Here is a 23,120-nt window from a genome sequence, read left to right as displayed (position 1 = left end):
ATTATCGCATTTGTCGCCGGTATTCGCGAATCACCGTGATTCTGCCAGAAACGGCACACAAGAGCGATGGCGCCCCATCACGGGGCAGATTCATGAAAGAGATTTGCGTTGCCGGGTGACGAATGGCAAGCCCGATGGCCGATCGGAGGAAGTATCCGCATGCGAATGTCCACAGCTCATTTGCCCATCCTGTCCGCAATCTCGGGCATTTTGCTTCTGGCGACCGCCCAAGGCGCTTCCGCCGAGATGCTGAAGCCTTTCAAGGACGAGCTGTTTTCCAATCAGACCATTATCGAAAGTCACGACAACGGTGCGTTCCAGACGATCGATTATCAGGAGATGCGGGATATCAACGGCCGCGACCAGATTCCGGAAAAGCGCGCCAAGCCGGCCTATGTCGACACGGGCGTGCGCTGGAAGTCGCAGGAAGATGAAACCCTGCAGCTCGGCGACCGCAAAATGGATGTCACCCGCATAGGTCCGGCATCGAAGCAGGCCTTCACCGTCATCTTCATCCACGGTCGTGGCGGCGACCGCCGCCTCGGCTCCAACGACTATACGTTCGGCGGCAATTTCAACCGGCTGAAGAACCTCGCCTACAGAAACGGCGGCACTTATTATGCGCCGAGCGTCAAGGGTTTCGACGGCAATGGGGTTGCCGATGTCGCCGCGCTGATCCGCTATTCCTATGAGCAGTCGGGCGGCAAGCCCGTCATCCTCACCTGCGCCTCCATGGGCAGCTTCGTCTGCTGGGGCATCACCCGCGATGCCGAGAGCGTCAAGCGGCTGAAGGGCATGGCGATCCTGAGCGGGGTGACCGATCCGGATTTCACGAAGAGTGTCTTCTACAAGGCAAAACTGCCGCTCTGGTTCACGCATGGCAGCAAAGACCCGGTCTATGCCGCGGCGGGTCAGCAGGCCTTGTTCGAAAAGCTCTATAAGGAACACTATCCGACGCGCTTCACGCTTTTCGAAACCGGAAACCACGGAACGCCGGTGCGCATGACCGATTGGCGCAAGGTGCTCAACTGGATCGTCGATCCGCAAGCATCCTAAAATGCTCCGGCACCGGATTATTTTCCGGATAAGCATTTTTTCAAACGATTTTAACTGGTTCCGCCCCCGTTCGATAACTTTCTTTTCCTCCTCCTTTTTGTTAGTCCGACTAATGGAATAAGGGGGAGACACTCGGAATGACGAAGACCGTACGGCCGCTCTTGGCTGGAAACTGGAAGATGAACGGCACGCGTGCGAGCCTGGATCAGATCAAGGCGATCGCGGATGGCGTCAAGGCGCCGCTATCGGAAAAAATCGATACGCTGCTCTGCCCCCCGGCGACATTGCTCTATGTCGCGACCGCGCTTTGCGACGACAGTCCGCTCGCCATCGGCGCCCAGGATTGTCATCAGCAGGTCAGCGGCGCCCATACCGGCGATATCTCGGCTGAAATGATCGCCGATTGTTTCGGCACCCATGTCATAGTCGGCCATTCCGAGCGCCGCAGGAACCATGCGGAAAGCGACATGCTGGTGCGTGCCAAGGCACAGGCTGCGCATGATGCGGGGCTCATCGCCATCATCTGCATCGGCGAGACTGCCTATGAGCGCAACAGCGGCCAGACGCTCGACGTACTGAAGCGGGAGCTGATCGGCTCCATTCCAGACGGCTCGTCGGCGCAGACCACCGTGGTTGCTTATGAACCGGTCTGGGCGATCGGCACCGGCGTGGTCCCGACCCAGGAAAACGTCGAGGAGGCGCATGCCTTCATCCGCGCCGAGCTCATCCAGCGCTTCGGCAAGGAAGGCGCAAACATGCGAATCCTCTATGGCGGATCGGTCAGCGGCGCCAATGCGCGCGATCTTCTGGAGGTTCCCCACGTCAACGGCGTGCTTGTCGGAGGCCAGAGCTTGAAAGCCGCCGACTTCCTTGCCATTTATGCCGCATTCGAACGGCAGTTCGCCTGAAGCAACAACTTGCCCGGAGTTCCAGTCTTAAAAGGACTTGGAATAGGCGAGAGCCTCATGTAAAGAGCCGCGAGCTTTTGTTTTTGATGCCCGCCAGCGGGCAGGACTGGACCTATGCAAACCGTACTGCTTGTCATCTATCTCATGGTTGTCGTCGCCCTTATCGGTGTGGTGCTGATTCAGCGCTCCGAAGGTGGCGGCCTCGGCATCGGCGGCGGCTCGGGCTTCATGTCTGCGCGCGGTACGGCCAATGCGCTGACGCGCACCACGGCCATTCTGGCCGCGCTGTTTTTTGTACTCGCGCTCGGCATGAACGTGCTGTCGCGCTTCGAAGCTCGCCCGACCGATATTCTCAACCGTATCCCGAGCACGTCTGGCCAGGGCAACGGCATCCTTGATTCGCTCGGTGGCCAGAAGGGTTCTGCTCCGGCAACGACCCCGGCAAAGCCGGCCGACAATAGCGGCGTTCCGAACGGTGGTGCCGTCGCTCCGCAGTCGCAGGCGACGCCGCCTGCAGCAACGACGACTCAGCCTGCCGTTACGGCACCGGCCGCAACCGGTCAGCAGACCGCGCCGGCAGCAACGACGCCCGCACCCGCACAAAGCGGCGGCGACGTTCCGACCGGCAAGTAAGCCTGGTCGTAAAGATCATCCCCGGCAGGTCCTCGGATCTGCCGGTTTTGTTTTGTCTATATTCCGTCTTGTGCGTCCAAAGTTCCGGAAACGAATTTTAGGGCTAGCGGAATCATTTGTGAAAAGGTATCCGGTGACTCCCATGGCGCGATATGTATTCATCACAGGCGGCGTGGTTTCTTCCCTCGGAAAAGGAATTGCGGCCGCGGCTCTCGGAGCGTTGTTGCAGGCTCGTGGTTATCGAGTCCGCCTGCGCAAACTCGACCCCTATCTGAACGTGGATCCGGGCACCATGAGCCCGACCCAGCACGGCGAGGTCTTCGTCACCGACGACGGTGCGGAAACCGACCTCGATCTTGGCCACTATGAGCGCTTCACCGGTCGCTCGGCCACCAAGACCGACAACATCACCACCGGTCGCATCTACAAGAACATCATCGACAAGGAACGCCGCGGCGACTATCTCGGCGCCACCGTCCAGGTCATTCCGCACGTCACCAACGAGATCAAGGATTTCGTGACCGAAGGCAATGACGACTATGATTTCGTCATCTGCGAGATCGGCGGCACCGTCGGCGACATCGAAGCCATGCCCTTCATGGAAGCGATCCGCCAGCTCGGCAACGACCTGCCGCGCGGTACGGCCATCTATGTCCACCTGACGCTGATGCCTTACATCCCGGCAGCCGGCGAGCTGAAGACCAAGCCGACGCAGCACTCCGTCAAGGAACTGCAGGCTCTCGGCATTCACCCCGACATTCTGCTCGTGCGTGCGGATCGCGAGATTCCGGAAGCAGAGCGCCGCAAGCTTTCGCTGTTCTGCAACGTGCGGGAATCTGCCGTCATCCAGGCGCTCGACGTTGCCAATATCTACGACGTGCCGATGGCTTACCACAAGGAAGGCCTGGACAACGAAGTTCTGGCCGCTTTCGGCATCGAGCCTGCTCCGAAGCCGCGCCTCGACCAGTGGGAAGAGGTCTGCAACCGCATCCGCACGCCTGAAGGCGAGGTCACGATCGCGATCGTCGGCAAGTATACCGGACTGAAGGATGCCTATAAGTCGCTGATCGAAGCGCTGCATCACGGTGGCATTGCCAACCGCGTCAAGGTCAATCTCGAGTGGATCGAGTCCGAGGTCTTCGAAAAGGAAGATCCGGCGCCCTATCTCGAGAAGGTTCACGGCATTCTCGTGCCCGGCGGTTTCGGCGAGCGCGGTTCGGAAGGCAAGATTCTGGCGGCCCGTTTTGCACGCGAGCGCAAGGTGCCGTATTTCGGCATCTGCTTCGGTATGCAGATGGCCGTCATCGAAGCGGCCCGTAATCTGGCCGGCGTCGAGAACGCCTCTTCGACCGAATTCGGTCCCACTAAGGAGCCGGTGGTCGGCCTGATGACCGAATGGCTGAAGGGCAATGAACTGCAGAAGCGTACCTCTTCCGGCGATCTCGGCGGCACGATGCGTCTCGGCGCCTACAAGGCGGCGTTGAAGAAGGGCACGAAGATTTCGGAGATCTACGATTCCACCGATATTTCGGAGCGCCATCGTCACCGCTACGAGGTCAATGTCGATTACAAGGACAAGCTGGAAAATTGCGGCCTGACCTTCTCCGGCATGTCACCGGACGGCGTGCTGCCGGAGACGATCGAATATGCGGATCATCCGTGGTTCATCGGCGTCCAGTATCACCCGGAACTGAAGTCCCGCCCTCTGGAACCGCATCCGCTGTTCTCCAGCTTCATCGAAGCTGCGACGGAACAGAGCCGGCTGGTTTAGTGTATGTTGCGCAAAACTGCGCAGCGGTTTTGCGATAACCACATGCGCAAATGAAAGGCTTAAGGCGCAGCAAGCGGATCTGAAAGATCGCAACGCGCCTTAAGAACGGCAAATCGCTTGCGGTAGTCGCTCGGGCTGACCGCAAGTCTCTCCCGAAAATGATGACGCATGGTGGCAAGCGATCCAAATCCGCTTGCCACGGCCACATCGTCCAGCGAAACGGCAGTCTGCTTTTCGAGCAGATCGCGGGCACGCCGCAGCCGCTCGCTCAAAAGCCACTCGCCCGGCGCCATACCTGTGGTCGCCTCGAAACGGCGCTGGAAGGTCCGCACGCTCATACCGGCTCGCGCGGCAAGCGTCGCAATCGGCTGCTCCTCCTGCAGGCGCTCGCGCATCCATTCAAGCAACGGACCCAGGCGGGCTCCCTCACGCTGCCGCAGAACCGGGGTCTCGATATATTGCGCCTGGCCGCCTTCGCGATGCGGCGGCACCACCAGACGGCGCGCGACGCTGTTGGCGATATCAGGCCCGAAATCCCGCCGCACCACATGGAGGCAGAGGTCGATAGCCGCGGCGCTGCCGGCAGCGGTCAGCACGCGGTCTTCATCGACATAGAGAACATCGGCATCGACGGTAATATCCGGATAGCGCGCTGCGATGGAATCGACATAGCGCCAATGGGTCGTCGCCTTGCGGCCGGCCAGCAATCCCGCGGCGGCGAGAACCGCGACGCCCGAGCAGAGCGACATGATGCGAACGCCGCGCCGGCTGGCGGCTTGCAGTTCGGCAATCAGCGGGGCAGGGACGGGCGCTCCGATGCCGTGCCAACCGGGGACGACGATCAGGTCGGCATCGGCCAGAACTTCCAGCCCGTGATCGACCTGTACCGTCAACCCGCCAGCGGCGCGCAAAGGACCGTCCTCGATCGCGCAGGCGGAAAACCGATACCAGTCGTTGCCCATTTCCGGGCGCGGCAGGCCGAAGATTTCGTAGGCGACGCCGAATTCGAAGGTGCAGAGCCCGTCATAGACCAGCGTGATGACATGCGGGCCGAGAAGATCGGAGTTTTCTGAGTTTGGCATGATTTTGACGCTATATGGCATTTCGGCCAATTTCAACAACTGGATCGCTCGGGCATGAATGCACCGAACCAAGAAGGAGCGTTCCATGTCCCTAGTCAGTGAAGTCCCCGCTGCATCCCCAAGCCTCATCGCCGAGCATTATGCCCGCAGGCTTGCCTTTGAGACCGATTGTTCCGACGTGCGCCAGGCCATGACATCAGGCAATGCCGATTTCGTTCTGCTCGATGTTCGCGGTCCGGCCATGTTCCAGGAACAGCACATTCCCGGCGCGATCAACCTGCCGCATGGCAAGATGACTGCCCGGAAGATGGCGGAGTGGCCCGAGGATACCTTGTTCGTCGTTTATTGCGCCGGACCGCATTGCAACGGCACCGACAAGGCCGCCTGGCGCCTCGGCACGCTCGGCAAGCGCGTGAAGGTGATGATCGGCGGCATGATCGGCTGGGCCGATGAGGGTCATCCCTTCGAAATTGGCTAGAGTACAAGGCGGACCCGGCACACCCCGGGTCTGTCCATTCGAGCGATCTGCGAAAGCTTCCGCATCTACGTTGTTTGACTGTCGCGCTGCTTCCGTTTCCGTGCCACTCTGCGAGTAAGCATAATGGGAACAAAAGTATGATCCTCAATCCGTTCGACGATTGCGCGGAGAGGCCGAGGGCCAAGATCGTCATCACGTTCACGCTGCTGATCGCATTCAATGTTGCCGCATGGATCTGGGCCTGGGTTACCTTCGCCGACCGGCCATCGCTGCTGGGTATTGCGATGCTTGCCTATATGTTCGGCCTTCGCCACGCCTTCGATGCCGATCATATCGCCGCGATCGACAATGTCGTGCGCAAGCTCATCCAGGAAAAGAAGCAGCCCTATGCTGTCGGCCTCTTCTTTTCGCTCGGCCATTCCTCGATCGTCGTGATCGCCTCGATCCTGATTGTGGCGACCGCCGCCGCCATGCAGAACCAGCTCGATTCCTTCCACGATATCGGCGGCGTCATCGGGACGACGGTATCGGCGGCGTTCCTGCTGCTAATCGGTATCGCCAATCTTTTTGTTCTCAAGGGCGTATGGTCCGCCTTCAAGCGGGCGCAGCGAGGGGAGAGGATCGCCGATGAGGATCTCGATGCCCTTTTTGCCGGCGGAGGCTTTCTGGCGCGTATCTTCCGCCCCATGTTCAAGGTCGTGACGCGCTCCTGGCACATGTATCCGATCGGCTTTCTCTTCGGCCTCGGCTTCGACACCGCAACCGAAATCGGGCTGCTCGGCATCTCCGCCGCTCAAGCCGCGCAGGGCATGTCCTTCTGGACCATCCTCGTCTTCCCGGCGCTTTTCACCGCCGGCATGTCATTGATGGATACGCTCGACAGCACGCTGATGACGGGCGCCTATGGCTGGGCCTTCGTCAAGCCGGTACGCAAGCTCTGGTACAATCTGACGATCACGGCCGCTTCGGTCTTGGTTGCCATCTTTATCGGCGGCATCGAGGTGCTTGGGCTGATTTCCGACAAGCTCGGCCTTCAAGGCAGCTTCTGGAGCTTCATCGGCGAAATGAACGACAATCTCGCCAATTTCGGCTTCGCCGTCGTCGGTATTTTCCTGCTGAGCTGGCTGATCTCGACCGTGCTCTACAAGGCTAAGGGGTATGACACCCTACAGATCAATCATTCCTGACGTCAATCTAGCCACATCGGGATGATCGAGGCCACGAGAAGGCAGGCGAGCACGATATTGAGGACGCGCCATTGCCGCGGCGCGTTCAGCGTTCGGGCAAACAGCTGGCCCAGAGCGCACCATAATGTCAGCGAGAACGCCGCCATCACACAGAAGGTCAGACCCAGTAGCATCGCGAGCGTCAGCGGGCTGTTCGCGAGTGCCGCGAAGGACGCTGCGGCGCCCATCGTCATGGCCCAGCCCTTGGGATTGTGCCAAAGCATCCAGACGCCGGCGAGGAAGCCTGTCGGCCGCGCCATTTGCCCGGCCGCGCGCGGCTGGCCGCTTCTGCCGATCCGAACGGCGAGGCAGATCAGATAGAGGGAACCCAACGTCTTCATGGCGATCTGCAACATCGGCAGCGCCATCAAGACGCCGCCGAGCCCAGCAGCGGCAGCACAGGCCATGGAGCCCAAGCCAAAAGCAAAACCGCCCATGACGGGTATCGAGCGACGGAATCCGAAATGTGCACCGGACGCGGTCGCGAGTGTCGTCGCACCGCCCGGCGTTATGGTGGAAACGAGCGCGAAGAGGATCAGCGGCAGCAGGGATTCGATCGTCATATCCAGCTTTTCTCCATATCGAGAAAAGGCATAGACGGCACTTTTGCATCATGAAATCGAATATTGAAGGATTGCGGCATTAGCAATTATAATGCCGGCATGATCCGAAACTTCGACATTGCCCTCATCAGAACCTTCGTCGCCGTTGCCGACCAGGGCAGCATGACGATTGCCGCCAATATGCTGCATATGACCCAAGGCGCCATCAGCCAGCAGATCAAGCGGCTGGAAGACATGCTCGGCTGTGCTCTGTTCGAGCGCGACAAACGCGGATTGCGATTGACCGAGGCAGGCGAACGGCTGCTCGGCAATGCTCGCCGCCTGCTGGTCTTGAATGACGAGATCTGGAACGACATGACGGAAAGGACCGTTCGCGGCAGCGTTCGGCTTGGCGTTCCCTACGATCTCGTCGGAGCAACGCTGGCGCCCGTGCTGAAATCCTACGCCGGGCGTCATCCGCAGGTGGAGATTTCGCTGGTTTGCGCCTCGTCTCCCGAGTTGCTGGAAGAGCTGGGGAAGGGCACCATCGACCTTTGCGTCGTCGAGGAACCGTATGGTGTTTCGCAGGGCGAATGCCTTGCCGTCGAGCGGCTTGTCTGGGTTGGCGCCAAGGCAGGCAACGCTCATCGCAAGGTGCCGCTGCCGATCTCGATGGTGACCGATACCTGTGCCTTCCGCGCATCGGTCTTTGCGGCACTCAGCAAGGACGGGCTGCGCTGGCGGACGGTCTTCGAGAACGGCAATATCGAGGCAACCACGGCGACGGTACGCACGGACCTGGCCATCACCGCCTGGCTCGCCTCCACCGTGCCGGCCGATCTCGATATCCTCACCGTCGAGCATGGCCTGCCCGAACTGCCGGTCTTTGCGATCAACCTGCATTTGCCGAAAGCCTATGCAACGCCGCAGGCGCTGGAACTTGCCCGCTACATCCGCGAGGGGATGACACGGCCGCGCCAGTCCGCGGCCGCTTGAGTTCCCTCAGTTGAGAAACCTGCCTATGCCGCGTTCGGTAGCGGGCCGACATAGCGCGACTGCGGGCGGATCAGGCGCCCGTCGAGCGTCTGCTCGCGTGCATGGGCGATCCAGCCAACCGTGCGGCCGATCGCGAAGACGCCGGTAAAAGAGTTGCGCGGGAAGCCGAGGGCGTCGAGCAGCAGCGCGGTGTAATATTCGACATTGACGTCCAAGGGCCGATCCGGCTTGCGCTCCTTCAACAAGGCCAGTGCTGCCGCCTCGATCGCTTCCGCCAAGGCGATGCGCCCGGCATCCGCCTGTCCGCTGGCAAAGATCGGCTTCAACGCCGTCTTCAGGGCATCGGCGCGCGGATCGCGGACGCGATAGATACGATGGCCGAAGCCCATCAGCCGCTCGCCGTGATCGAGCGCCTGCGACAGCCATGCGCGCGCATTTTCAGGCTTGCCGACACCATCGAGCATATCGAGGACCGGGCCGGGAGCGCCGCCGTGCAGGGGGCCTTTGAGCGCACTGATTGCCGCAAGGACGGAGGATGTCAGGCCGGCATGGGTCGAGGCGATGACGCGTGAGGCGAATGTCGATGCGTTGAGGCCATGATCGGAAATTGTCACCAGATAGGCGTCGAGCCCTGCTGTCTGCTCGGCCGTCGGCACGCGGCCCGTCAGCATGCGCAGGATGTCAGCCGATTGCGAGAGCGACGCATCCGGCCTGATCGGCGCTTCGCCCTTCTGCAAGCGCAACACGGCCGGCAGGAAGACGGCAGGTGCCGCCATCAGGCGGATCGCCGTGGCAAAATCCTCACCGTCTGCAACGCGTGCCAGCAAGGCACGCACGGCATCCACCGGCGGCAGAGCGAGCAGAGCGGCATCGGCAGTTTCCACATGCGCAAAGAGTGCTGCGCGGGCCATACCGAGCTGCTTGCGGATGGAGGCTGCATCGATATGCTCGTCGAACAGGCCATCAAGCAGCAGTGCGGCGACATCCTCGAAGCGGCTGGTCGCGACCAGATCATCCAGCGACACGCCGCGGATAATCAGACGGCCGGCAGCGCCATCGACATCGGACAGCTTGGTTTCTGCAGCGATGACATCTTCAAGACCACTTTTCATCATTGTTCTCCTTTGACTCTACGAATAGATCGTGGCTGTTTCTATTGACGTCAATCTTGATGTAATTGATCAATATGAGGGGCTATGAGCTGGCTGACGGCGGAGCAGGCGCTCGACCTGCTGGGAACGAAATCACAGACGCTCTATGCCAATGTCAGCCGCGGGCGCATTCGCGCCAAGGCCGATCCAGCGGATACGCGACGCAGCCTTTATTTTGCCGAGGACGTGAAACGACTGGCCGCCCGTCATTCCGGCCGGCGCAAGACCGAGGCAGTGGCCGCCGAAGCCATTCAATGGGGTGATCCCGTATTGCCGTCGGCGCTATCGACGGTTTCGAACGGCAGGCTTTTCTATCGCGGCAGGGATGCGGCAATGCTCGCAGAAAACGCTGCGCTCGAAGATGTCGCGCTGCTGCTCTGGGACATGAAGCGGCCGCTACGGTTCGAGCAAAGCGAAGCGCGGCAAAGACCTCCATCCTTGAATGCTGCGTTCTCGGGGCTTGCGGCGCGCATAGCAAACGACCTGCCATCACTCGGACGCTCGCTTCCAGCCTTGCAGAATGAGGCCGAAAGCGTGCTCAGTGCGGTGGCTGAAGCCTTAGCTCCAGGCGCGTGGAACCAGCCGCTGCATCAACGTCTTGCCGCTGCCTGGAATCGTCCCGACGCTGGCGACGTCATACGCCGCAGTCTTGTATTGCTTGCCGATCACGAGCTGAATGCCTCGACCTTTACCGCACGGATTACGGCATCGGCAGGGGCAACATTGTCGGCGGCCACCTTGTCCGGCCTTTCCACGCTAACGGGTCCGCTGCATGGCGGCGCATGGCAGAGCGTGCGCTCGCTGATTGCCCGGGCTGCCGCGATCGGGGTGGATGAGGCGGTCCGCAGCTATCTGGCGGAAGGGCGGCCATTGCCGGCCTTCGGTCACCAGCTCTACCCGGACGCCGATATTCGCGGCGAGGCGTTGCTCGGCTGCTTCACGCTGCCTCCGCTCTTTGCCAGGGTTCGCGATGTCGGCGAGCAACTGGTCGGGGAACGCGTCAATGTTGACTTCGCTTTGACGGCAATGACCCATGCCTATCATCTGCCGGAAGAAGCACCGCTGATCATCTTCGCGCTGGCGCGCACGGTGGGCTGGCTTGCGCATGCCATGGAACAGGCGACCAGCGGCAGGCTCATTCGCCCACGTGCTCGCTATGTCGGTCCGCCGGTGCAGTGAAAAGGCAGCGCACTCTGCTCACATCACCGAAAGGTGACAAACGGCTTCGATATTGTGGCCGTCCGGATCGAGAATGAAGGCGCCGTAGTAGTTCGGGTGGTAATGTGGACGAAGACCGGGAGCGCCGGCATAGGTGCCGCCGGTCAGGATCGCGACTCGATGGAATTCATCGACGCTTTCCCCGAGAGCGGCAAAGCGCGATCCTGGCAAAGGCGGGCAGTTTTTGTCGGCGTCATCACAGATGCGTGAATGCGCAATTTTTCGACGCTGCTTGGCTTGTGCATAGCTCGCCCGTCATTTGTTCATTGGAAAATGCTGCGAAATATCTCTATTGAATATTCAAACGATTAAAACCGTCCTAGGAGACTGACATATGCAAATCGGAATGATTGGCCTTGGCCGTATGGGCAACAACATGGTGCAGCGCCTCATGAGAGGCGGTCATAGCGCGGTTGTTTTCGATGCGCGTCCGGAAAGCGTCGCTGGGCTCGAGCAGCTCGGCGCCACCGGCAGCAAGTCTCTCGCAGATTTCGTGTCGAAGCTCGCGAAGCCGCGCGTCGTCTGGATGATGCTGCCGGCCGCCATCGTCGATCAGGAACTGGCGGCGATCGTTCCGCTTCTGGAAGCAGGCGACATCGTCATCGACGGCGGCAACTCCTATTATCACGACGACATCCGCCGTGCCGAAGAGCTGAAGCCGAAGGGCATCCACTATGTCGACGTCGGCACCAGCGGCGGCGTTTTCGGCCTCGAGCGCGGCTATTGCCTCATGATCGGCGGCGAGAAGGAAACTGTCCAGCATCTCTCTCCGATCTTCGCAACGCTTGCTCCCGGCATCGGTGACGTCGCTCCGTCGGCGATGCGCTCGGAAGAAGCCGCCAGGAACAGCACGGCAGAGCAGGGCTACCTGCATTGCGGCCCGTCGGGCGCCGGCCATTTCGTCAAGATGGTCCATAACGGCATCGAATACGGCCTGATGGCCGCCTATGCCGAAGGCCTGAACGTTCTGCGCCACGCCAATATCGGCAAGCAGGACGCCGAGAAAGACGCCGAAACCGCGCCGCTCTCGCATCCGCAATATTATCAGTATGATCTCGATATTGCTGAAATCTCCGAAGTCTGGCGCCGCGGCAGCGTGATCACCTCCTGGCTGCTCGACCTCACCGCCGACGCGCTGCATGGCGATGCAGCGCTTTCGCAATATGCCGGCCGCGTTTCCGACTCGGGCGAGGGCCGCTGGACCATCTCGGCTGCGATCGACGAAGGCGTTCCGACACCGGTGCTGAGTGCCGCGCTTTACGGCCGTTTCGCCTCGCGCGGTAACGACGACTATGCGAACAAGGTTCTCTCTGCCATGCGCGCCGGCTTCGGCGGCCATCACGAGAAGCCAGTCAAGTAATCGGTCTATCGATCGGAAGAAATATGAGCCGGGTGGGTCAGACCTCCCGGCTTTTGCTTGCCCGGCTTAGCCCAGCAGGTCGGGCCGCAGGAAGATGACCTGCGAGGGCGAACCAACCTCAAGCTCGGGCGCATGCGGCGGGCGGACAAGCAGGCAATCGGCACGCGAAAAGACCTTCATCATCGACGAATCCTGTTTGGAGAAGGGCTCGGCGAGCCAGCTGCCATCATCGGCCTTCGTCAGCGTCGCGCGCACATAATCCTGCCGCTGATCGTTCGCGGCAAAAGCCACGGCAGTGCGTGCAGCGCCCTCGCGCTTGATCGGCGGCAGCGAGGCGAGCTTTCTTATCAGTGGTTCGAGAAAGAGCAGGCCGCAAACGAGGCTGGAAACGGGATTGCCGGGAAGGCCAAGCACATGCATGTCGCCGAGGCTGCCGACCATCAGCGGCTTGCCGGGACGCATGGCGATACGCCAGAAATCCAGCTGCATACCGGCGGCAACCATGGTCGCCTGCACCAGATCGTGATCGCCGACCGAGGCGCCGCCCAGCGTGACGATGACATCTGCCTTCGCCACCTGCGCACGGCCGACGGCAGCGGTGATCGCATCGCTGTCGTCGGCGACGATGCCGAGATCGAGGACGTGAGCTCCGGCGCTGCGTGCGAGCGCTGCGATGCCGAAGGTGTTCGATGCAATGATCTGCGATGGCCCCGGTTCGCTGCCCGGCGCCACAAGCTCGTCACCGGTCGCCAGAATAGCCACGAGCGGCCGGCGGTAGACATCCAGGGTTGGATGGTTCATCGCTGCGGCAACGGTAAGCCGCGAGAAATCCATGACGGTGCCGAGGGGAAGCACGGTTTCGCCTTCGAGGAAATCCTGGCCTTGCGGACGGATGTGCTGTCCCTTGCGCAAGGGATAGGAGGTGCGAATGCGATCGCCGTCGAGTCGCCCGGTGTCTTCCTGCAGGAGCACCGAATCGGCACCCGCGGGAACGGGTGCGCCGGTGAAGATGCGGACCGTCTCGCCCTTGCCCACGGTTCCCTCAAAGGCATGGCCGGCGGCGGAGGCGCCGATAACCTGCAATTCAGAACCCGGCGTCGCCGCGTCCTCGAAGCGCAGCGCATAGCCGTCCATCGCCGAGGCGTCGAAGGGCGGTTGCGTGAGGCGGGCCGTCAAATCCCTGGCCAGGACCCGGCCCTCGGCCATATCGAGCGAAACGCTTTCAAAGCGATGAATGGGCGCAGCACTATCAAGCAGGCGCGCTTGTGCTTCGGCGACGGGCAATAGGCTCATGGATCAGGCCCCCGGATGGCGGAAATCTCCCGATTTGCCGCCGGATTTCTCCAATAGAGTGATGCCGCCGATTTCCATACCGCGATCGGCGGCCTTTGCCATGTCGTAGATCGTCAGGCAGGCAACGGAAACTGCCGTCAGCGCCTCCATCTCGACGCCGGTGCGACCGGTCAGCTTGGCCGTCGCCTTTACGCGCAGGCCAGGCAGGGCGGAATCCTCTTCGATATCGACGACAACCTTGGTCAGCATCAACGGATGGCATAGCGGGATGAGATTGCTCGTCTGCTTCGCAGCCATGATGCCGGCAAGCCGCGCCGTGCCGATGACGTCGCCCTTCTTGGCGTTGCCTTCGCGGATCAGCGCCAATGTCTCCGGCTTCATCTTGACATAGCCTGTGGCGGTGGCACTGCGCGCCGTTTCGGCCTTGTCGCCGACATCGACCATATGCGCCTCGCCCGAAGCGTCGATATGCGTGAGGCCGGCCTTCGTCGTTGTCATGTTACTCGGCCGCCAGAATGCCGGCTTCGCCGTTCAGCAACAGCCGCGTCGCCGCCGTCACGTCATCCCTGCGCATCAGGCTTTCGCCGACGAGGAAGGTGGTGATGCCGGCGGCTTCGAGACGCTTGCAATCTTCGTGAGTGAAGACGCCGCTTTCGCCGACCAGCAGGCGGCCCTTCGGCACCATGGGCGACAAGGCCTCGCTGATCGTGAGACTGACTTCGAAAGTGCGGAGATTGCGGTTGTTGATGCCGATCAGCGGAGAAGACAGCTTCAAGGCCCGTTCCATCTCTTCCGCATCGTGCACTTCGACCAGCACGTCCATGCCGAGGCCGAAGGCTTCGTCCTGCAGGCGTTGCGCATCGTCATCGGAAAGAGACGCCATGATCAGCAGGATGCAGTCGGCACCCCAGGCGCGGGCTTCCTGTACCTGATAGGTGTCGAACATGAAATCCTTGCGCAGCGCCGGCAAGGAGCAGGCTGCGCGGGCAGCCGTCAGGAATTCGGGAGCGCCCTGGAAGCTCGGCGTATCCGTCAGCACCGAAAGGCAGGCCGCACCGCCGGCCTCATAAGCCTTGGCCAGGGCAGGCGGGTCGAAATCGGGGCGGATCAGCCCCTTTGACGGGCTTGCCTTCTTGATTTCGGCAATCAGACCGAAAATGCCTGCACTCTGCTTGGTGAGAAGCGACTTGTGAAAGCCGCGCGGCGCGGATTGATCCGCCTGCATCGCCTTGAGATCAGCGAGCGAAACCTTGGCCTTGGCCGCGGCAATTTCCTCGCGCTTGTAAGCTTCGATCTTGCGAAGGATATCGGTCATGACGTCCTGAACCTATTCTTCGTCGTTGGAGACAGCGATCAGCTTTTCCAATGCGACGGCCGTCGCGCCGCTGTCGAGCGACTGGGTCGCGAGCTTCATGCCATCATGAAGCGTTTCCGCCTTTCCGGCAATGACAAGCGATGCGGCGGCATTGGCAAGGGCAATGTCGCGATAGGCGTTTTTCGCACCACCCAGCACATCGCGGAGCGCGGCCGCATTGGCAACGCCATCGCCGCCCTTGAGGTCGGCCAGATCCGCATGAGGCAGACCGAAATCTGATGGCGTCAGCTCAAAGGTGCGGATCTTGCCGTTCTCGAGCGCGGCAACCGAAGTCGTGCCGGTCGTGGTGATCTCGTCGAGACCGTTGCCGTGCACGACCCAGACGCTTTCGGCATTCAGGTCTCTCAGCACTTCCGCGAGCGGAACGACCCATTGCGGCGCGAAGACGCCGAGCAGCTGACGGCGGGCGCCGGCCGGATTCGACAAAGGTCCCAGCAGGTTGAAGATCGTGCGCGTCCCGAGCTCCACCCGCGACGGGCCGACATGGCGCATCGACGAATGGTGCAATTGCGCGAACATGAAGCCGATGCCGGCCTCACGAATGCAGCGGGAAATCACATCAGGCCCGATATCGAGCTTGATGCCCAAAACGGACTGCGTGTCGGCAGTGCCGGCCTTGGAGCTCTGGGCGCGGTTGCCGTGCTTGGCAACCGGCACGCCGGCGCCGGCAACGATGAATGCCGCCAACGTCGAGATGTTATACGTGCCGACGCCATCGCCGCCCGTGCCGACGATGTCGATCGCATCCGCCGGTGCTTCCACCGGCAGCATCTTGGCGCGCATCGTAGTGACGGCGCCAACGATCTCGTCGACCGTCTCGCCGCGCACGCGCAGCGCCATAAGGAAAGCGCCGATCTGCGACGGCGTCGCTTCGCCCGACATCAGGATTTCGAATGCCTGTCGGGATTCATCCCGCGTCAACGCCTCGCGATTGGCGACCTTGGCGAGGAAAGGTTTCAATTCGCTCATTGACTATCCATCCTCCCGATCGGGTCTAGCGAGACATCGCCTGTTCGGCGAGGCTCTGGTTGACCGTGACGGCGTATTTGGATTGCAGCTGGCCGACCATCTGGTCGAGGATGTCGTCGCCGGCGGCATTGGCGATCTGGGCCACCTGCTGATCGTCGTTGCTCAGGGCATCCGTGGTCGGGTTGTCGTTGACGCCGGTAACCTTCAGCAGGATCTGCGTCGTGTCATCCGCACCCACGGCGCTGGCGGCCGTATCGACAGGGCCGGAGAAGGCTGCGGCTATCCCACCGCGGCCGAGAACCGGATCGTCCGTCGAGCGCACGATGTTGGCCTTGTTTTCGACGGCGATGCCGAGCGGGGTGGCGATATCGGCAAGCGACTTGCCCTTCTGCGCCTCCTGCTTCAACTCTGCTGCCTTGGCGGCAAGCGCGATCTTCTGCTGCGCGGCCGTCCAGTCGGCAACGGCCTTTTCACGGACGTCTGCGAGCGTGCGATCATGATCCGGCGTCACGTTCAGTATGTCGTACCAGACATAGCCGTCATTGCCGACAGTCAGCGGCGCCGGGTTGCCGCCTTGATCGGCCTTGAAGACCTCCGCCAGCAGCTGCTGGCGAACCGGCAGATCCTTGACGTCGTTGCCGTTCTTATCGAGGCCGGTCGCATCGATTGAGTCGACCGCGACGAATTTCAGCTTGAGCTGGGACGCTGCTTCCTGCAGCGAGACGCCGGAGCCGCGCAGATCCTCGAACTTGTCGTGAACGCTGGTGATTTCGTTGGCGGCGTTGGCGAGGGCGATCTGCTTGCGAATATCTTCCTTCACGTCGTCGAAGTTCTTCGCCGTCTCGTTCTTCACATTGGTCACGCGCAGAATGACCGGGCCGAACGAGCCGTCGACGACAGGCGTCGTGCCGCCATCCTTGGCGACGGTGAAGGCGGCTTCGGCGATCGTCTTGTCCGGGACCTGATCCTTGGAGAAGGTGCCGAGCAGCACGTCGGAAGGCTTCTTGCCCTGATCGGAAACGAGCTGGTCGAAGGTCGTGCCGGTCTTCAGCGCATCAGCGGCCGCATTGGCAAGATCCTTGTTGGCGAAGGTCAGCTGTTCGATCGTCCGCGTTGCCGGCGTCTTGAAGCTGTCCTTGCGCTTGTCGTACTGGGCGCGCAGCTCGTCGTCCGAAACGCTCGCCGGATCGGTAAGATCCTCGGCCTGCAGCTTCACATAGGCGAACTTCCTGTATTCCGGAGCGCGATACTTGGACTTGACGCCATCAAACCACTTCGACAGCACGTCGTCGGCCGGAGCCTTGACCGGATCGATGTTGGCGTTGGTGAGCAGCAGGTAATCGATGCTGCGGCTTTCGACGTGATACTGCTTGACCGCATCGACCAGAACCTTCGGCGCGACGAAACCGTTCGACACCGCTTCGACGATCTGGCTGCGGATCGCAACCTTGCTGCGCTCCTTGATGTAATCGTCCGGGGTGATGTTGCTGTTGCGGAGCAGCATCTCGAATTTCTGGCGGTCGAAGGCGCCGTTCGCCGCCTTGAAGGCCGGATCGTCGCCGATGAGCTTGGCCAGACGATCCTGGGAGAGGCCCAGGTTCATGTCGGCGGCGAGCTGATCGAGCGAAGCGCCGGCGACGAGCTGTGCGACGGTCTGCTGACCGATGCCGAAGGCGCGCGCCTGGTCCGGCGTGATCTGCATGCGCAACTGCTGGCTGATCGCCTGAATCTGGCGGCGATAGGCAAGGCGGAATTCATTGATATCGATGTGCTGATCGCCGACAGTCACCACGGTATTGCTGTTACCGCCGGTGATGAGTGAACGTTCGACGCCCCATATGCCGAAAGCTGCCGCAAGAAGAAGCAACAAACCCTTGGCAACCCAGGTCTGGGCGATTTTTCTCAGCACGTCGAACATAGGAAAGCAAACCTCGTCATCATCAAGTCTTCACCCGTAGGCGAAACAATCGGAGTTCCTTAGAACAATCCGAACCGGAATTGAAGAGCCAGAGGGGAAATCACCGGGCGAGGCGCAAAAGTGCCGGAACCTTTGGCGTGCAATGACGTTTTATTGATCAACTAAACACAAGGAGCACACGATGGCCGAGACGAAATCAGCTTCCGCTCAGTCCTCTTCGGCGCGAACACAAACAGAGACGGCAATGGATGATCTGGCCGCTCAGGTTGCCGCGTTGCGCGAAGATCTGGCAAAGCTGTCGCAGAGCATAGCAGCCGTGGGACTGGGCGCAAAGTCCGTCGTCGCGGAGGAAGCCGAGGAGATCACGGAGCGGCTGCGCGAACGAGTTCGCGAGGAGCCGCTTTTCATGGTCGCCGCCGCAGCCGGCATTGGCTATCTGATCGGCCTGCTGAGCAGGCGTTAGCTTTCACGCAGAATTCCTAGCGGAATGGACGAAAGGGCGCGGACGAATCAATCGTCCGCGCCTTTTCAGTTGCGCAGTTTTTCAATCGTCAGCTGCCGGCACGGATGCCATTCCCGCCGAACCTACCTCTGCGCTTGGGCCTGGCGTCGCACTGCGGCATCTTTGCGACACCCCTGCGGCATCTTCCATTATCGCCATTTGTTGATCGCCAACCTCTTGTATCGCATGGATGCTTACTATATGTAGCAACAATTATAAGGTTGCTTATCAATAGCAGGCTTCTCACACATGAATTCGACACCTACCCTCGGCTTTGTTCTCCACGACGTTGCCCGCCTTCTTCGCAAGCGGTTCGAGCAGCGCGCGAAGGATTTGGGGCTGACGCGTTCGCAATGGCAGACGCTCGCCTATCTTGCCAACAATGAAGGCATCCATCAGGCCGGATTGGCCGAGATGCTGGAGATCGAACCGATCACGCTGGTTCGCATCCTCGACAAGCTGAGCGAGCGCGGCCTGGTGGAGCGCCGGCAGCATCCGAGCGATCGCCGCAGCTGGCTGCTTTATATGCGCGAGGAAGCCCGGCCGCTGATCGACGCCATGCGCGACATAGGCGATGAGACCCGCAAGGAGGCGTTAGACGGCGTCTCCGCGGAAGATCGCGACCGCCTCTACGAATTGCTTACCCTTATGAAATCGAACCTGATTAACGCCTGCCGTTCGAAGGCAGTCGATAAAGAGATACAACATGGCTGACGCATCTTCTCCGCTTCGCGTACCCGCAAACGCAAATTCTTCAGAACACCAGCAGGCTCCCGTAGCCGAGGCGCCGTCCTCCAATCCGACGCCACAGGCTGCGGCAACCGCTGCTGCCGCTTCGGTCTCGCCACCCGAAACGCCGCGCAAACGCCGTAAACTGACACGGCCCATCCTCTTTGCGCTGTTGCCCGTCGCCTTTGTGGTCGGTGGCTACTACTACGTCACCGGCGGACAGATCATGTCCACCGACAATGCCTATATCCAGGCCGATATGGTCGGCGTCTCCACCGATGTTTCCGGCACCGTGATTTCGGTTGATGTCCACGAGAACGAGGTGGTGAAGAAAGGGCAGGTGCTTTTCCGCCTGAAGCCCGATTCCTTCCGCATCACGCTGGAAGGGGCGCAGGCGCAGCTCGGCAACGCCAGAAACCAGATCCTGAACCTGCAGGCGAGCTACAAGCAATCCCTGGCCGAAATCGCACAGGCGCAGGCCGATCTTCCGTACTACCAGACGGAATTCGAGCGCCAGCAGAACCTGATCAACAGCTCGGTTGCCTCGAAGGCGGCTTTCGATCAGGCCAAGCACAATCTGGAGGCCGCGCAGCAGAAGGTATCCGTCGCGCAGGCCCAGGCGGCGGCGACGCTTGCACAATTGGGAGGCGAGAGCTCCGCCAGCCTTCCCGTCGAGCAGAACCCGCTCTATCTGCAGGCCAAGGCCGCCGTCGACAACGCGCAGCGCGAGCTTGACGATACGGTCGTGCGCGCGCCCTTCGACGGCGTCACCGCCAATGTTCCCTCGCTGCAGGTCGGCGCCTATCTGACGGCTGCGCAGCAGGGCTTCTCGCTGGTTTCCACCACGCATATGTGGATCGCCGCCAGCCCGAAGGAAACGGAACTGACCTATGTCCGAACCGGCCAGAAGGTAATGATCTCGGTCGATGCCTATCCGGGCGTCACCTGGAAGGGAACGGTGGCCAGCATCGCACCGGCATCCGGCTCGAGCTTCTCGCTGCTGCCCGCCCAGAATACCACCGGCAACTGGGTCAAGGTCGTGCAGCGCATACCGATGATCATCAACATCGACGATATGCAGGGCAAGCCGCCGCTGCGCGTCGGAATGAGCGTCGTTGCCGATGTCGACACCGGCCATGCCCGTGGCCTGCCGGATTTTGTCACCGGCCTGCTGGGCCATTCCCGCGGTCAGGATCATGAGTAACGCCACCACCGCTTCGCCATCGGCACCGATCGCCCATCGCGGTGCGATCACCGCCTGCGTCATCCTCTCGGTCATCATGCAGGCGCTGGACACGACCATCGCCAACGTCGCCCTGCCGCATATTCAGGGCGATGTTTCCGCTAGCGCGGACCAGATCAACTGGGTTCTGACGTCCTATATCGTCGCGGCCGCCATCATGACGCCGCCTTCCGGTTTCCTTTCGGCCAAGTTCGGCCGCAAACGCGTGCTGCTGACGGCAATTGCGGGGTTCGTCGCCGCTTCCGTTCTCTGCGGCCTCTCGCAGTCCCTGCCGCAGATCGTCGGCTTCCGCCTGCTGCAAGGTCTTTTCGGCGCTTCGCTTGTGCCGCTGTCGCAAGGCATCCTCCTCGACATCTACAATGTCGAGGAGCGCGGCCGCGCCATGGCGCTGTTCGGCGTGTCTGTCATGGTCGGCCCCGTTCTGGGGCCAGTCATCGGCGGCTGGCTGACCGACAATATCAGCTGGCGCTGGGTGTTCTACATCAACGTCCCGATCGGGGCGCTCGCCTTCTTCGGCATCGTCGTCTATGTGACGGAGACCAAGCTGGATGCGCTCGCCAAGCTTGACTGGTTCGGCTTCGGCATGCTCTCGATCGCCATTGCGGCACTGCAGCTCTTCCTCGATCGCGGCGAGCAGCTCGACTGGTTCTATTCGAGCGAGATCATCATCGAGGCGCTCGTCTGCGCCTGCGCCTTCTATCTCTTCATCGTGCATACGTTCACGGCCGAGCGAAGTTTCGTCAATCCGCGGCTCTTCCTCGACCAGAACTTTGCCGTCAGCATGCTGTTCATCTTTATCGTCGGCGTGACCTATCTGGCCTCGCTCGCCCTGATGACACCCTATCTGCAGACGCTGATGGGCTATCCAGTCGTCACGGCCGGTATCGTCATGGGACCGCGCGGTCTCGGCACCATGTTCTGCATGTTCCTCGTGGGGCGGCTGATCGGCAAGGTGGATACGCGCCTCCTGCTGTTCCTCGGTCTCGCTTTGACCGCATGGGCCATGTACGACATGACCGGCTGGACGCCCGATGTTTCGCAATGGACGCTGGTCTCCGTCGGCTTCGTGCAGGGGGCAGGCCTCGGCTTTCTGTTCGTGCCACTGACGACGATCGCCTTTGCGACGCTGCCGGCACAGATGCGCGGCGAGGGCACCGGCCTCTACAATCTCTCGCGCAATATCGGCTCGAGCGTCGGCATATCGGTCGTCTCGATGCTGATCACGGAGAACACACAGGTCAACCACGCGAACATCGCCGCCTATGTGACGCCCTTCAACCGCCATTTCGAAGCGGCTACCGCCCAGGGCATCAGCCCGCTGACGGCGATCGGCCGCGCCACGCTCGACGGCATGATCACGACGCAAGCGACAATCATCGCCTATATGGATGACTTCAAACTGCTGATGCTGATGTCGATCTGCGCCATACCGCTGCTTGTGCTTCTGCGCAAACCAAAGGCGCCCCCGGCGGTCGATCACAGCGTCGCGATAGAATAGCCGCGCAGTCTTTCCAGTTTCACTGTGCGGCAGCAAGGCCGCCGGGCACCACCCCGGCGGCCATTTCATTCGCCGATCAGGGAAAGCGGCGGCTGACGAAGCGCGAGCCCGCGGCGCCGAACCGCCACAGCGGATCGATATTCTTGGTGATCCCGATGCGTTTGCCGGAAACGATCGCCACCGGCTCGGAAAGCCAGAATGAGAAAGGCGGCTTATCCAGGGACAGGCCATTCAAACCGATATCGATGCCCAGCGCCTGCGAGAGCTTTCCCGGCCCATTGCACAGCGAGACGATGTCGGCCATGCCGCGCCGCCTGATCATCTCATCGATACCGCTCTCCGGCTCCAGCGCCCGGATCAGCACCGCGCTTCCGGTCAGGCAGACGAAATTCAGGCACCAGTGAATGCCGTAGGAGCGGTAGACATAGACGTGGCCCGGCGGCCCGAACATGGCCGCATTGCGCGGCGTCGGACCGCGATAGGCATGGGAAGCCTCATCATCGGGCCGATAGGCCTCCGTCTCGACGATACGTCCGCCAATGCCGGCGACCGCAAAGCGCCCGCCGATGAGATCGGATGCGACGGCGACGGCATCACGGTCGAAGAAGGCAGAGAGGGCGGGGCCAGCGAGGGGCTTGGAACCGAGCGACAGGGGTTGATCGTCGAGTGTCATAGGCGAGAGCGATGTCCTTCCAGGCAATCGATGCCGAATCTCTCGCACAGGCGAGAGCATCGTGGAATATATTTCGTGCGGCATGTGGGCGATGGCTTGATACCCGGTTTTCATTTTCCCAACACCCGGACATGTGCCCGATTCTATTTGGGTAGCCGGACACCATGTCGCGGAGTAGGGCTACAGCTTGTCGATGCAGCGAATGCCTTCTGCCCGAAAGACTTCTTTGATTTTCTCTTTGATCTCAACTTCGGAGCAATGAGGAAAAAGCGCATGCAGCTCTTGTGCTACATGCAGCACGTTAATTGTCCCCAGCCCACGCTCTTTTAGACGCGCCGCTCTCGTTATGATCGATGCCATTAGATCTTCATCGTTATGCATGTGCTGCTCCCAAGACTACCTACGCCAGTCCTGAAAAACTCATAGCATGAGAAGTTCGCGGAAGAGTTCGCGAAAGGCAAGACGATCGACAAACCATCGATGCATGCGGCGCAACTTT

Annotated in this window: 23 protein-coding genes and 1 pseudogene; 13 read left to right on the top strand and 11 right to left on the bottom strand. The window is 61.1% G+C overall.

The annotated features are described in order from the left end of the window. Nucleotides 1–159 precede the first annotated feature (159 nt). From RHSP_RS21970 to RHSP_RS21955, 4 genes are all read left to right on the top strand, one after another. Entirely contained in the window at nt 160–1,056 is an 897-nt protein-coding gene (locus RHSP_RS21970; RefSeq protein WP_037153754.1) for an alpha/beta hydrolase family protein, read from the top strand. A gap of 137 nt (nt 1,057–1,193) precedes the next feature. After that, nucleotides 1,194–1,964, top strand: a complete 771-nt coding sequence (gene tpiA, locus RHSP_RS21965) for a triose-phosphate isomerase (RefSeq protein ID WP_037153750.1) — start codon at nt 1,194–1,196, stop codon at nt 1,962–1,964. Between the two features lie 114 nt (nt 1,965–2,078). Further along, complete coding sequence (secG, locus tag RHSP_RS21960; protein WP_037153747.1) at nt 2,079–2,597, top strand: preprotein translocase subunit SecG; 519 nt, start codon at nt 2,079–2,081, stop codon at nt 2,595–2,597. Nucleotides 2,598–2,739: 142 nt separating this feature from the next. Continuing rightward, the gene (locus RHSP_RS21955) at nt 2,740–4,368 is read left to right on the top strand and encodes a CTP synthase (protein ID WP_037153743.1); all 1,629 of its coding nucleotides are present in this window, start codon (nt 2,740–2,742) and stop codon (nt 4,366–4,368) included. 59 nt (nt 4,369–4,427) lie between these two features. On the opposite strand, the gene ftrA is transcribed toward RHSP_RS21955, so the two are convergent. Continuing rightward, on the bottom strand, nt 4,428–5,471 hold the full coding sequence (ftrA, locus tag RHSP_RS21950; RefSeq protein ID WP_051074122.1) for a transcriptional regulator FtrA: 1,044 nt from the start codon (nt 5,469–5,471) through the stop codon (nt 4,428–4,430). 64 nt (nt 5,472–5,535) lie between these two features. Between ftrA and RHSP_RS21945 the strand changes: the two genes are divergently transcribed. Continuing rightward, a complete protein-coding gene (locus RHSP_RS21945; protein WP_004123227.1) occupies nt 5,536–5,928 on the top strand; it encodes a rhodanese-like domain-containing protein in 393 nt (130 codons plus the stop codon). A gap of 137 nt (nt 5,929–6,065) precedes the next feature. Next, nucleotides 6,066–7,115: a HoxN/HupN/NixA family nickel/cobalt transporter gene (locus tag RHSP_RS21940; protein ID WP_037153740.1), complete on the top strand. Its 1,050-nt coding sequence runs from the start codon at nt 6,066–6,068 to the stop codon at nt 7,113–7,115. A gap of 2 nt (nt 7,116–7,117) precedes the next feature. Here the strand turns inward: RHSP_RS21940 and RHSP_RS21935 are convergent, their stop codons facing one another. After that, nucleotides 7,118–7,717, bottom strand: coding sequence for a LysE family translocator (locus RHSP_RS21935; RefSeq protein WP_004123221.1), 600 nt, complete (start codon nt 7,715–7,717; stop codon nt 7,118–7,120). Nucleotides 7,718–7,816: 99 nt separating this feature from the next. Here RHSP_RS21935 and RHSP_RS21930 point away from each other — a divergent pair, with 99 nt between their 5' ends. Further along, on the top strand, nt 7,817–8,692 hold the full coding sequence (locus RHSP_RS21930; protein WP_200863288.1) for a LysR family transcriptional regulator: 876 nt from the start codon (nt 7,817–7,819) through the stop codon (nt 8,690–8,692). A 23-nt stretch (nt 8,693–8,715) separates the two neighbouring features. On the opposite strand, the gene RHSP_RS21925 is transcribed toward RHSP_RS21930, so the two are convergent. After that, nucleotides 8,716–9,804, bottom strand: a complete 1,089-nt coding sequence (locus tag RHSP_RS21925; RefSeq protein WP_037153734.1) for a citrate synthase/methylcitrate synthase — start codon at nt 9,802–9,804, stop codon at nt 8,716–8,718. A gap of 84 nt (nt 9,805–9,888) precedes the next feature. Here RHSP_RS21925 and RHSP_RS21920 point away from each other — a divergent pair, with 84 nt between their 5' ends. Next, nucleotides 9,889–11,022, top strand: a complete 1,134-nt coding sequence (locus RHSP_RS21920) for a citrate synthase (protein WP_004123218.1) — start codon at nt 9,889–9,891, stop codon at nt 11,020–11,022. A gap of 18 nt (nt 11,023–11,040) precedes the next feature. Here RHSP_RS21920 and RHSP_RS33915 read toward each other — a convergent pair. Further along, a pseudogene (locus RHSP_RS33915) lies at nt 11,041–11,199 on the bottom strand (VOC family protein); the annotation flags it as partial. Between the two features lie 196 nt (nt 11,200–11,395). Here RHSP_RS33915 and gnd point away from each other — a divergent pair. Beyond that, nucleotides 11,396–12,421 (top strand): phosphogluconate dehydrogenase (NAD(+)-dependent, decarboxylating), encoded by a 1,026-nt coding sequence (gnd, locus tag RHSP_RS21915; RefSeq protein ID WP_004123204.1) that lies wholly within the window; start codon nt 11,396–11,398, stop codon nt 12,419–12,421. A gap of 66 nt (nt 12,422–12,487) precedes the next feature. Here the strand turns inward: gnd and RHSP_RS21910 are convergent, their stop codons facing one another. Genes RHSP_RS21910 through RHSP_RS21890 form a run of 5 tightly spaced genes read right to left on the bottom strand, consistent with a single transcriptional unit; the run spans nt 12,488 to nt 17,976 of the window. Then, a complete protein-coding gene (locus RHSP_RS21910) occupies nt 12,488–13,714 on the bottom strand; it encodes a molybdopterin molybdotransferase MoeA (protein WP_037153731.1) in 1,227 nt (408 codons plus the stop codon). 3 nt (nt 13,715–13,717) lie between these two features. Then, on the bottom strand, nt 13,718–14,212 hold the full coding sequence (gene moaC, locus RHSP_RS21905) for a cyclic pyranopterin monophosphate synthase MoaC (protein WP_004123198.1): 495 nt from the start codon (nt 14,210–14,212) through the stop codon (nt 13,718–13,720). 1 nt (nt 14,213) lies between these two features. Beyond that, entirely contained in the window at nt 14,214–15,029 is an 816-nt protein-coding gene (gene trpC, locus RHSP_RS21900; protein WP_004123195.1) for an indole-3-glycerol phosphate synthase TrpC, read from the bottom strand. Between the two features lie 12 nt (nt 15,030–15,041). Further along, the gene (gene trpD, locus RHSP_RS21895; protein WP_004123192.1) at nt 15,042–16,058 is read right to left on the bottom strand and encodes an anthranilate phosphoribosyltransferase; all 1,017 of its coding nucleotides are present in this window, start codon (nt 16,056–16,058) and stop codon (nt 15,042–15,044) included. Between the two features lie 25 nt (nt 16,059–16,083). Then, nucleotides 16,084–17,976, bottom strand: coding sequence for a peptidylprolyl isomerase (locus tag RHSP_RS21890; protein ID WP_004123191.1), 1,893 nt, complete (start codon nt 17,974–17,976; stop codon nt 16,084–16,086). Nucleotides 17,977–18,157: 181 nt separating this feature from the next. Between RHSP_RS21890 and RHSP_RS21885 the strand changes: the two genes are divergently transcribed. The 4 genes from RHSP_RS21885 (at nt 18,158) to RHSP_RS21870 (ending at nt 21,948) form a co-directional block, all read left to right on the top strand. Continuing rightward, on the top strand, nt 18,158–18,439 hold the full coding sequence (locus tag RHSP_RS21885) for a hypothetical protein (RefSeq protein WP_004123188.1): 282 nt from the start codon (nt 18,158–18,160) through the stop codon (nt 18,437–18,439). 288 nt (nt 18,440–18,727) lie between these two features. After that, entirely contained in the window at nt 18,728–19,192 is a 465-nt protein-coding gene (locus tag RHSP_RS21880) for a MarR family winged helix-turn-helix transcriptional regulator (protein ID WP_004123186.1), read from the top strand. Beyond that, a complete protein-coding gene (locus tag RHSP_RS21875) occupies nt 19,185–20,411 on the top strand; it encodes an HlyD family secretion protein (protein ID WP_004123184.1) in 1,227 nt (408 codons plus the stop codon). Before RHSP_RS21880 ends, RHSP_RS21875 begins: the two co-directional genes overlap by 8 nt. Beyond that, the gene (locus RHSP_RS21870; RefSeq protein WP_004123182.1) at nt 20,404–21,948 is read left to right on the top strand and encodes a DHA2 family efflux MFS transporter permease subunit; all 1,545 of its coding nucleotides are present in this window, start codon (nt 20,404–20,406) and stop codon (nt 21,946–21,948) included. Before RHSP_RS21875 ends, RHSP_RS21870 begins: the two co-directional genes overlap by 8 nt. A 76-nt stretch (nt 21,949–22,024) precedes the next feature. On the opposite strand, the gene RHSP_RS21865 is transcribed toward RHSP_RS21870, so the two are convergent. Continuing rightward, on the bottom strand, nt 22,025–22,621 hold the full coding sequence (locus RHSP_RS21865; protein WP_004123175.1) for a DNA-3-methyladenine glycosylase: 597 nt from the start codon (nt 22,619–22,621) through the stop codon (nt 22,025–22,027). A gap of 180 nt (nt 22,622–22,801) precedes the next feature. Then, complete coding sequence (locus RHSP_RS21860; RefSeq protein ID WP_037153726.1) at nt 22,802–23,002, bottom strand: hypothetical protein; 201 nt, start codon at nt 23,000–23,002, stop codon at nt 22,802–22,804. Nucleotides 23,003–23,120 lie beyond the last annotated feature (118 nt).

It is taken from the genome of Rhizobium freirei PRF 81 (assembly GCF_000359745.1).
GTDB classification, from domain to species: Bacteria; Pseudomonadota; Alphaproteobacteria; order Rhizobiales; family Rhizobiaceae; genus Rhizobium; species Rhizobium freirei.
Note: the sequence above shows the minus strand (reverse complement) of the source record. Positions and strands in the feature narration are given on the sequence as shown.

Bases quoted from the DNA above. Each gene is read 5' to 3' on its own strand.
- RHSP_RS21970 (WP_037153754.1), top strand. From the start codon at position 160: ATGCGAATGTCCACAGCTCATTTGCCCATCCTGTCCGCAATCTCGGGC.
- tpiA (WP_037153750.1), top strand. From the start codon at position 1,194: ATGACGAAGACCGTACGGCCGCTCTTGGCTGGAAACTGGAAGATGAAC.
- secG (WP_037153747.1), top strand. From the start codon at position 2,079: ATGCAAACCGTACTGCTTGTCATCTATCTCATGGTTGTCGTCGCCCTT.
- RHSP_RS21955 (WP_037153743.1), top strand. From the start codon at position 2,740: ATGGCGCGATATGTATTCATCACAGGCGGCGTGGTTTCTTCCCTCGGA.
- ftrA (WP_051074122.1), bottom strand. From the start codon at position 5,471: ATGCCATATAGCGTCAAAATCATGCCAAACTCAGAAAACTCCGATCTT.
- RHSP_RS21945 (WP_004123227.1), top strand. From the start codon at position 5,536: ATGTCCCTAGTCAGTGAAGTCCCCGCTGCATCCCCAAGCCTCATCGCC.
- RHSP_RS21940 (WP_037153740.1), top strand. From the start codon at position 6,066: ATGATCCTCAATCCGTTCGACGATTGCGCGGAGAGGCCGAGGGCCAAG.
- RHSP_RS21935 (WP_004123221.1), bottom strand. From the start codon at position 7,717: ATGACGATCGAATCCCTGCTGCCGCTGATCCTCTTCGCGCTCGTTTCC.
- RHSP_RS21930 (WP_200863288.1), top strand. From the start codon at position 7,817: ATGATCCGAAACTTCGACATTGCCCTCATCAGAACCTTCGTCGCCGTT.
- RHSP_RS21925 (WP_037153734.1), bottom strand. From the start codon at position 9,804: ATGAAAAGTGGTCTTGAAGATGTCATCGCTGCAGAAACCAAGCTGTCC.
- RHSP_RS21920 (WP_004123218.1), top strand. From the start codon at position 9,889: ATGAGCTGGCTGACGGCGGAGCAGGCGCTCGACCTGCTGGGAACGAAA.
- gnd (WP_004123204.1), top strand. From the start codon at position 11,396: ATGCAAATCGGAATGATTGGCCTTGGCCGTATGGGCAACAACATGGTG.
- RHSP_RS21910 (WP_037153731.1), bottom strand. From the start codon at position 13,714: ATGAGCCTATTGCCCGTCGCCGAAGCACAAGCGCGCCTGCTTGATAGT.
- moaC (WP_004123198.1), bottom strand. From the start codon at position 14,212: ATGACAACGACGAAGGCCGGCCTCACGCATATCGACGCTTCGGGCGAG.
- trpC (WP_004123195.1), bottom strand. From the start codon at position 15,029: ATGACCGATATCCTTCGCAAGATCGAAGCTTACAAGCGCGAGGAAATT.
- trpD (WP_004123192.1), bottom strand. From the start codon at position 16,058: ATGAGCGAATTGAAACCTTTCCTCGCCAAGGTCGCCAATCGCGAGGCG.
- RHSP_RS21890 (WP_004123191.1), bottom strand. From the start codon at position 17,976: ATGTTCGACGTGCTGAGAAAAATCGCCCAGACCTGGGTTGCCAAGGGT.
- RHSP_RS21885 (WP_004123188.1), top strand. From the start codon at position 18,158: ATGGCCGAGACGAAATCAGCTTCCGCTCAGTCCTCTTCGGCGCGAACA.
- RHSP_RS21880 (WP_004123186.1), top strand. From the start codon at position 18,728: ATGAATTCGACACCTACCCTCGGCTTTGTTCTCCACGACGTTGCCCGC.
- RHSP_RS21875 (WP_004123184.1), top strand. From the start codon at position 19,185: ATGGCTGACGCATCTTCTCCGCTTCGCGTACCCGCAAACGCAAATTCT.
- RHSP_RS21870 (WP_004123182.1), top strand. From the start codon at position 20,404: ATGAGTAACGCCACCACCGCTTCGCCATCGGCACCGATCGCCCATCGC.
- RHSP_RS21865 (WP_004123175.1), bottom strand. From the start codon at position 22,621: ATGACACTCGACGATCAACCCCTGTCGCTCGGTTCCAAGCCCCTCGCT.
- RHSP_RS21860 (WP_037153726.1), bottom strand. From the start codon at position 23,002: ATGCATAACGATGAAGATCTAATGGCATCGATCATAACGAGAGCGGCG.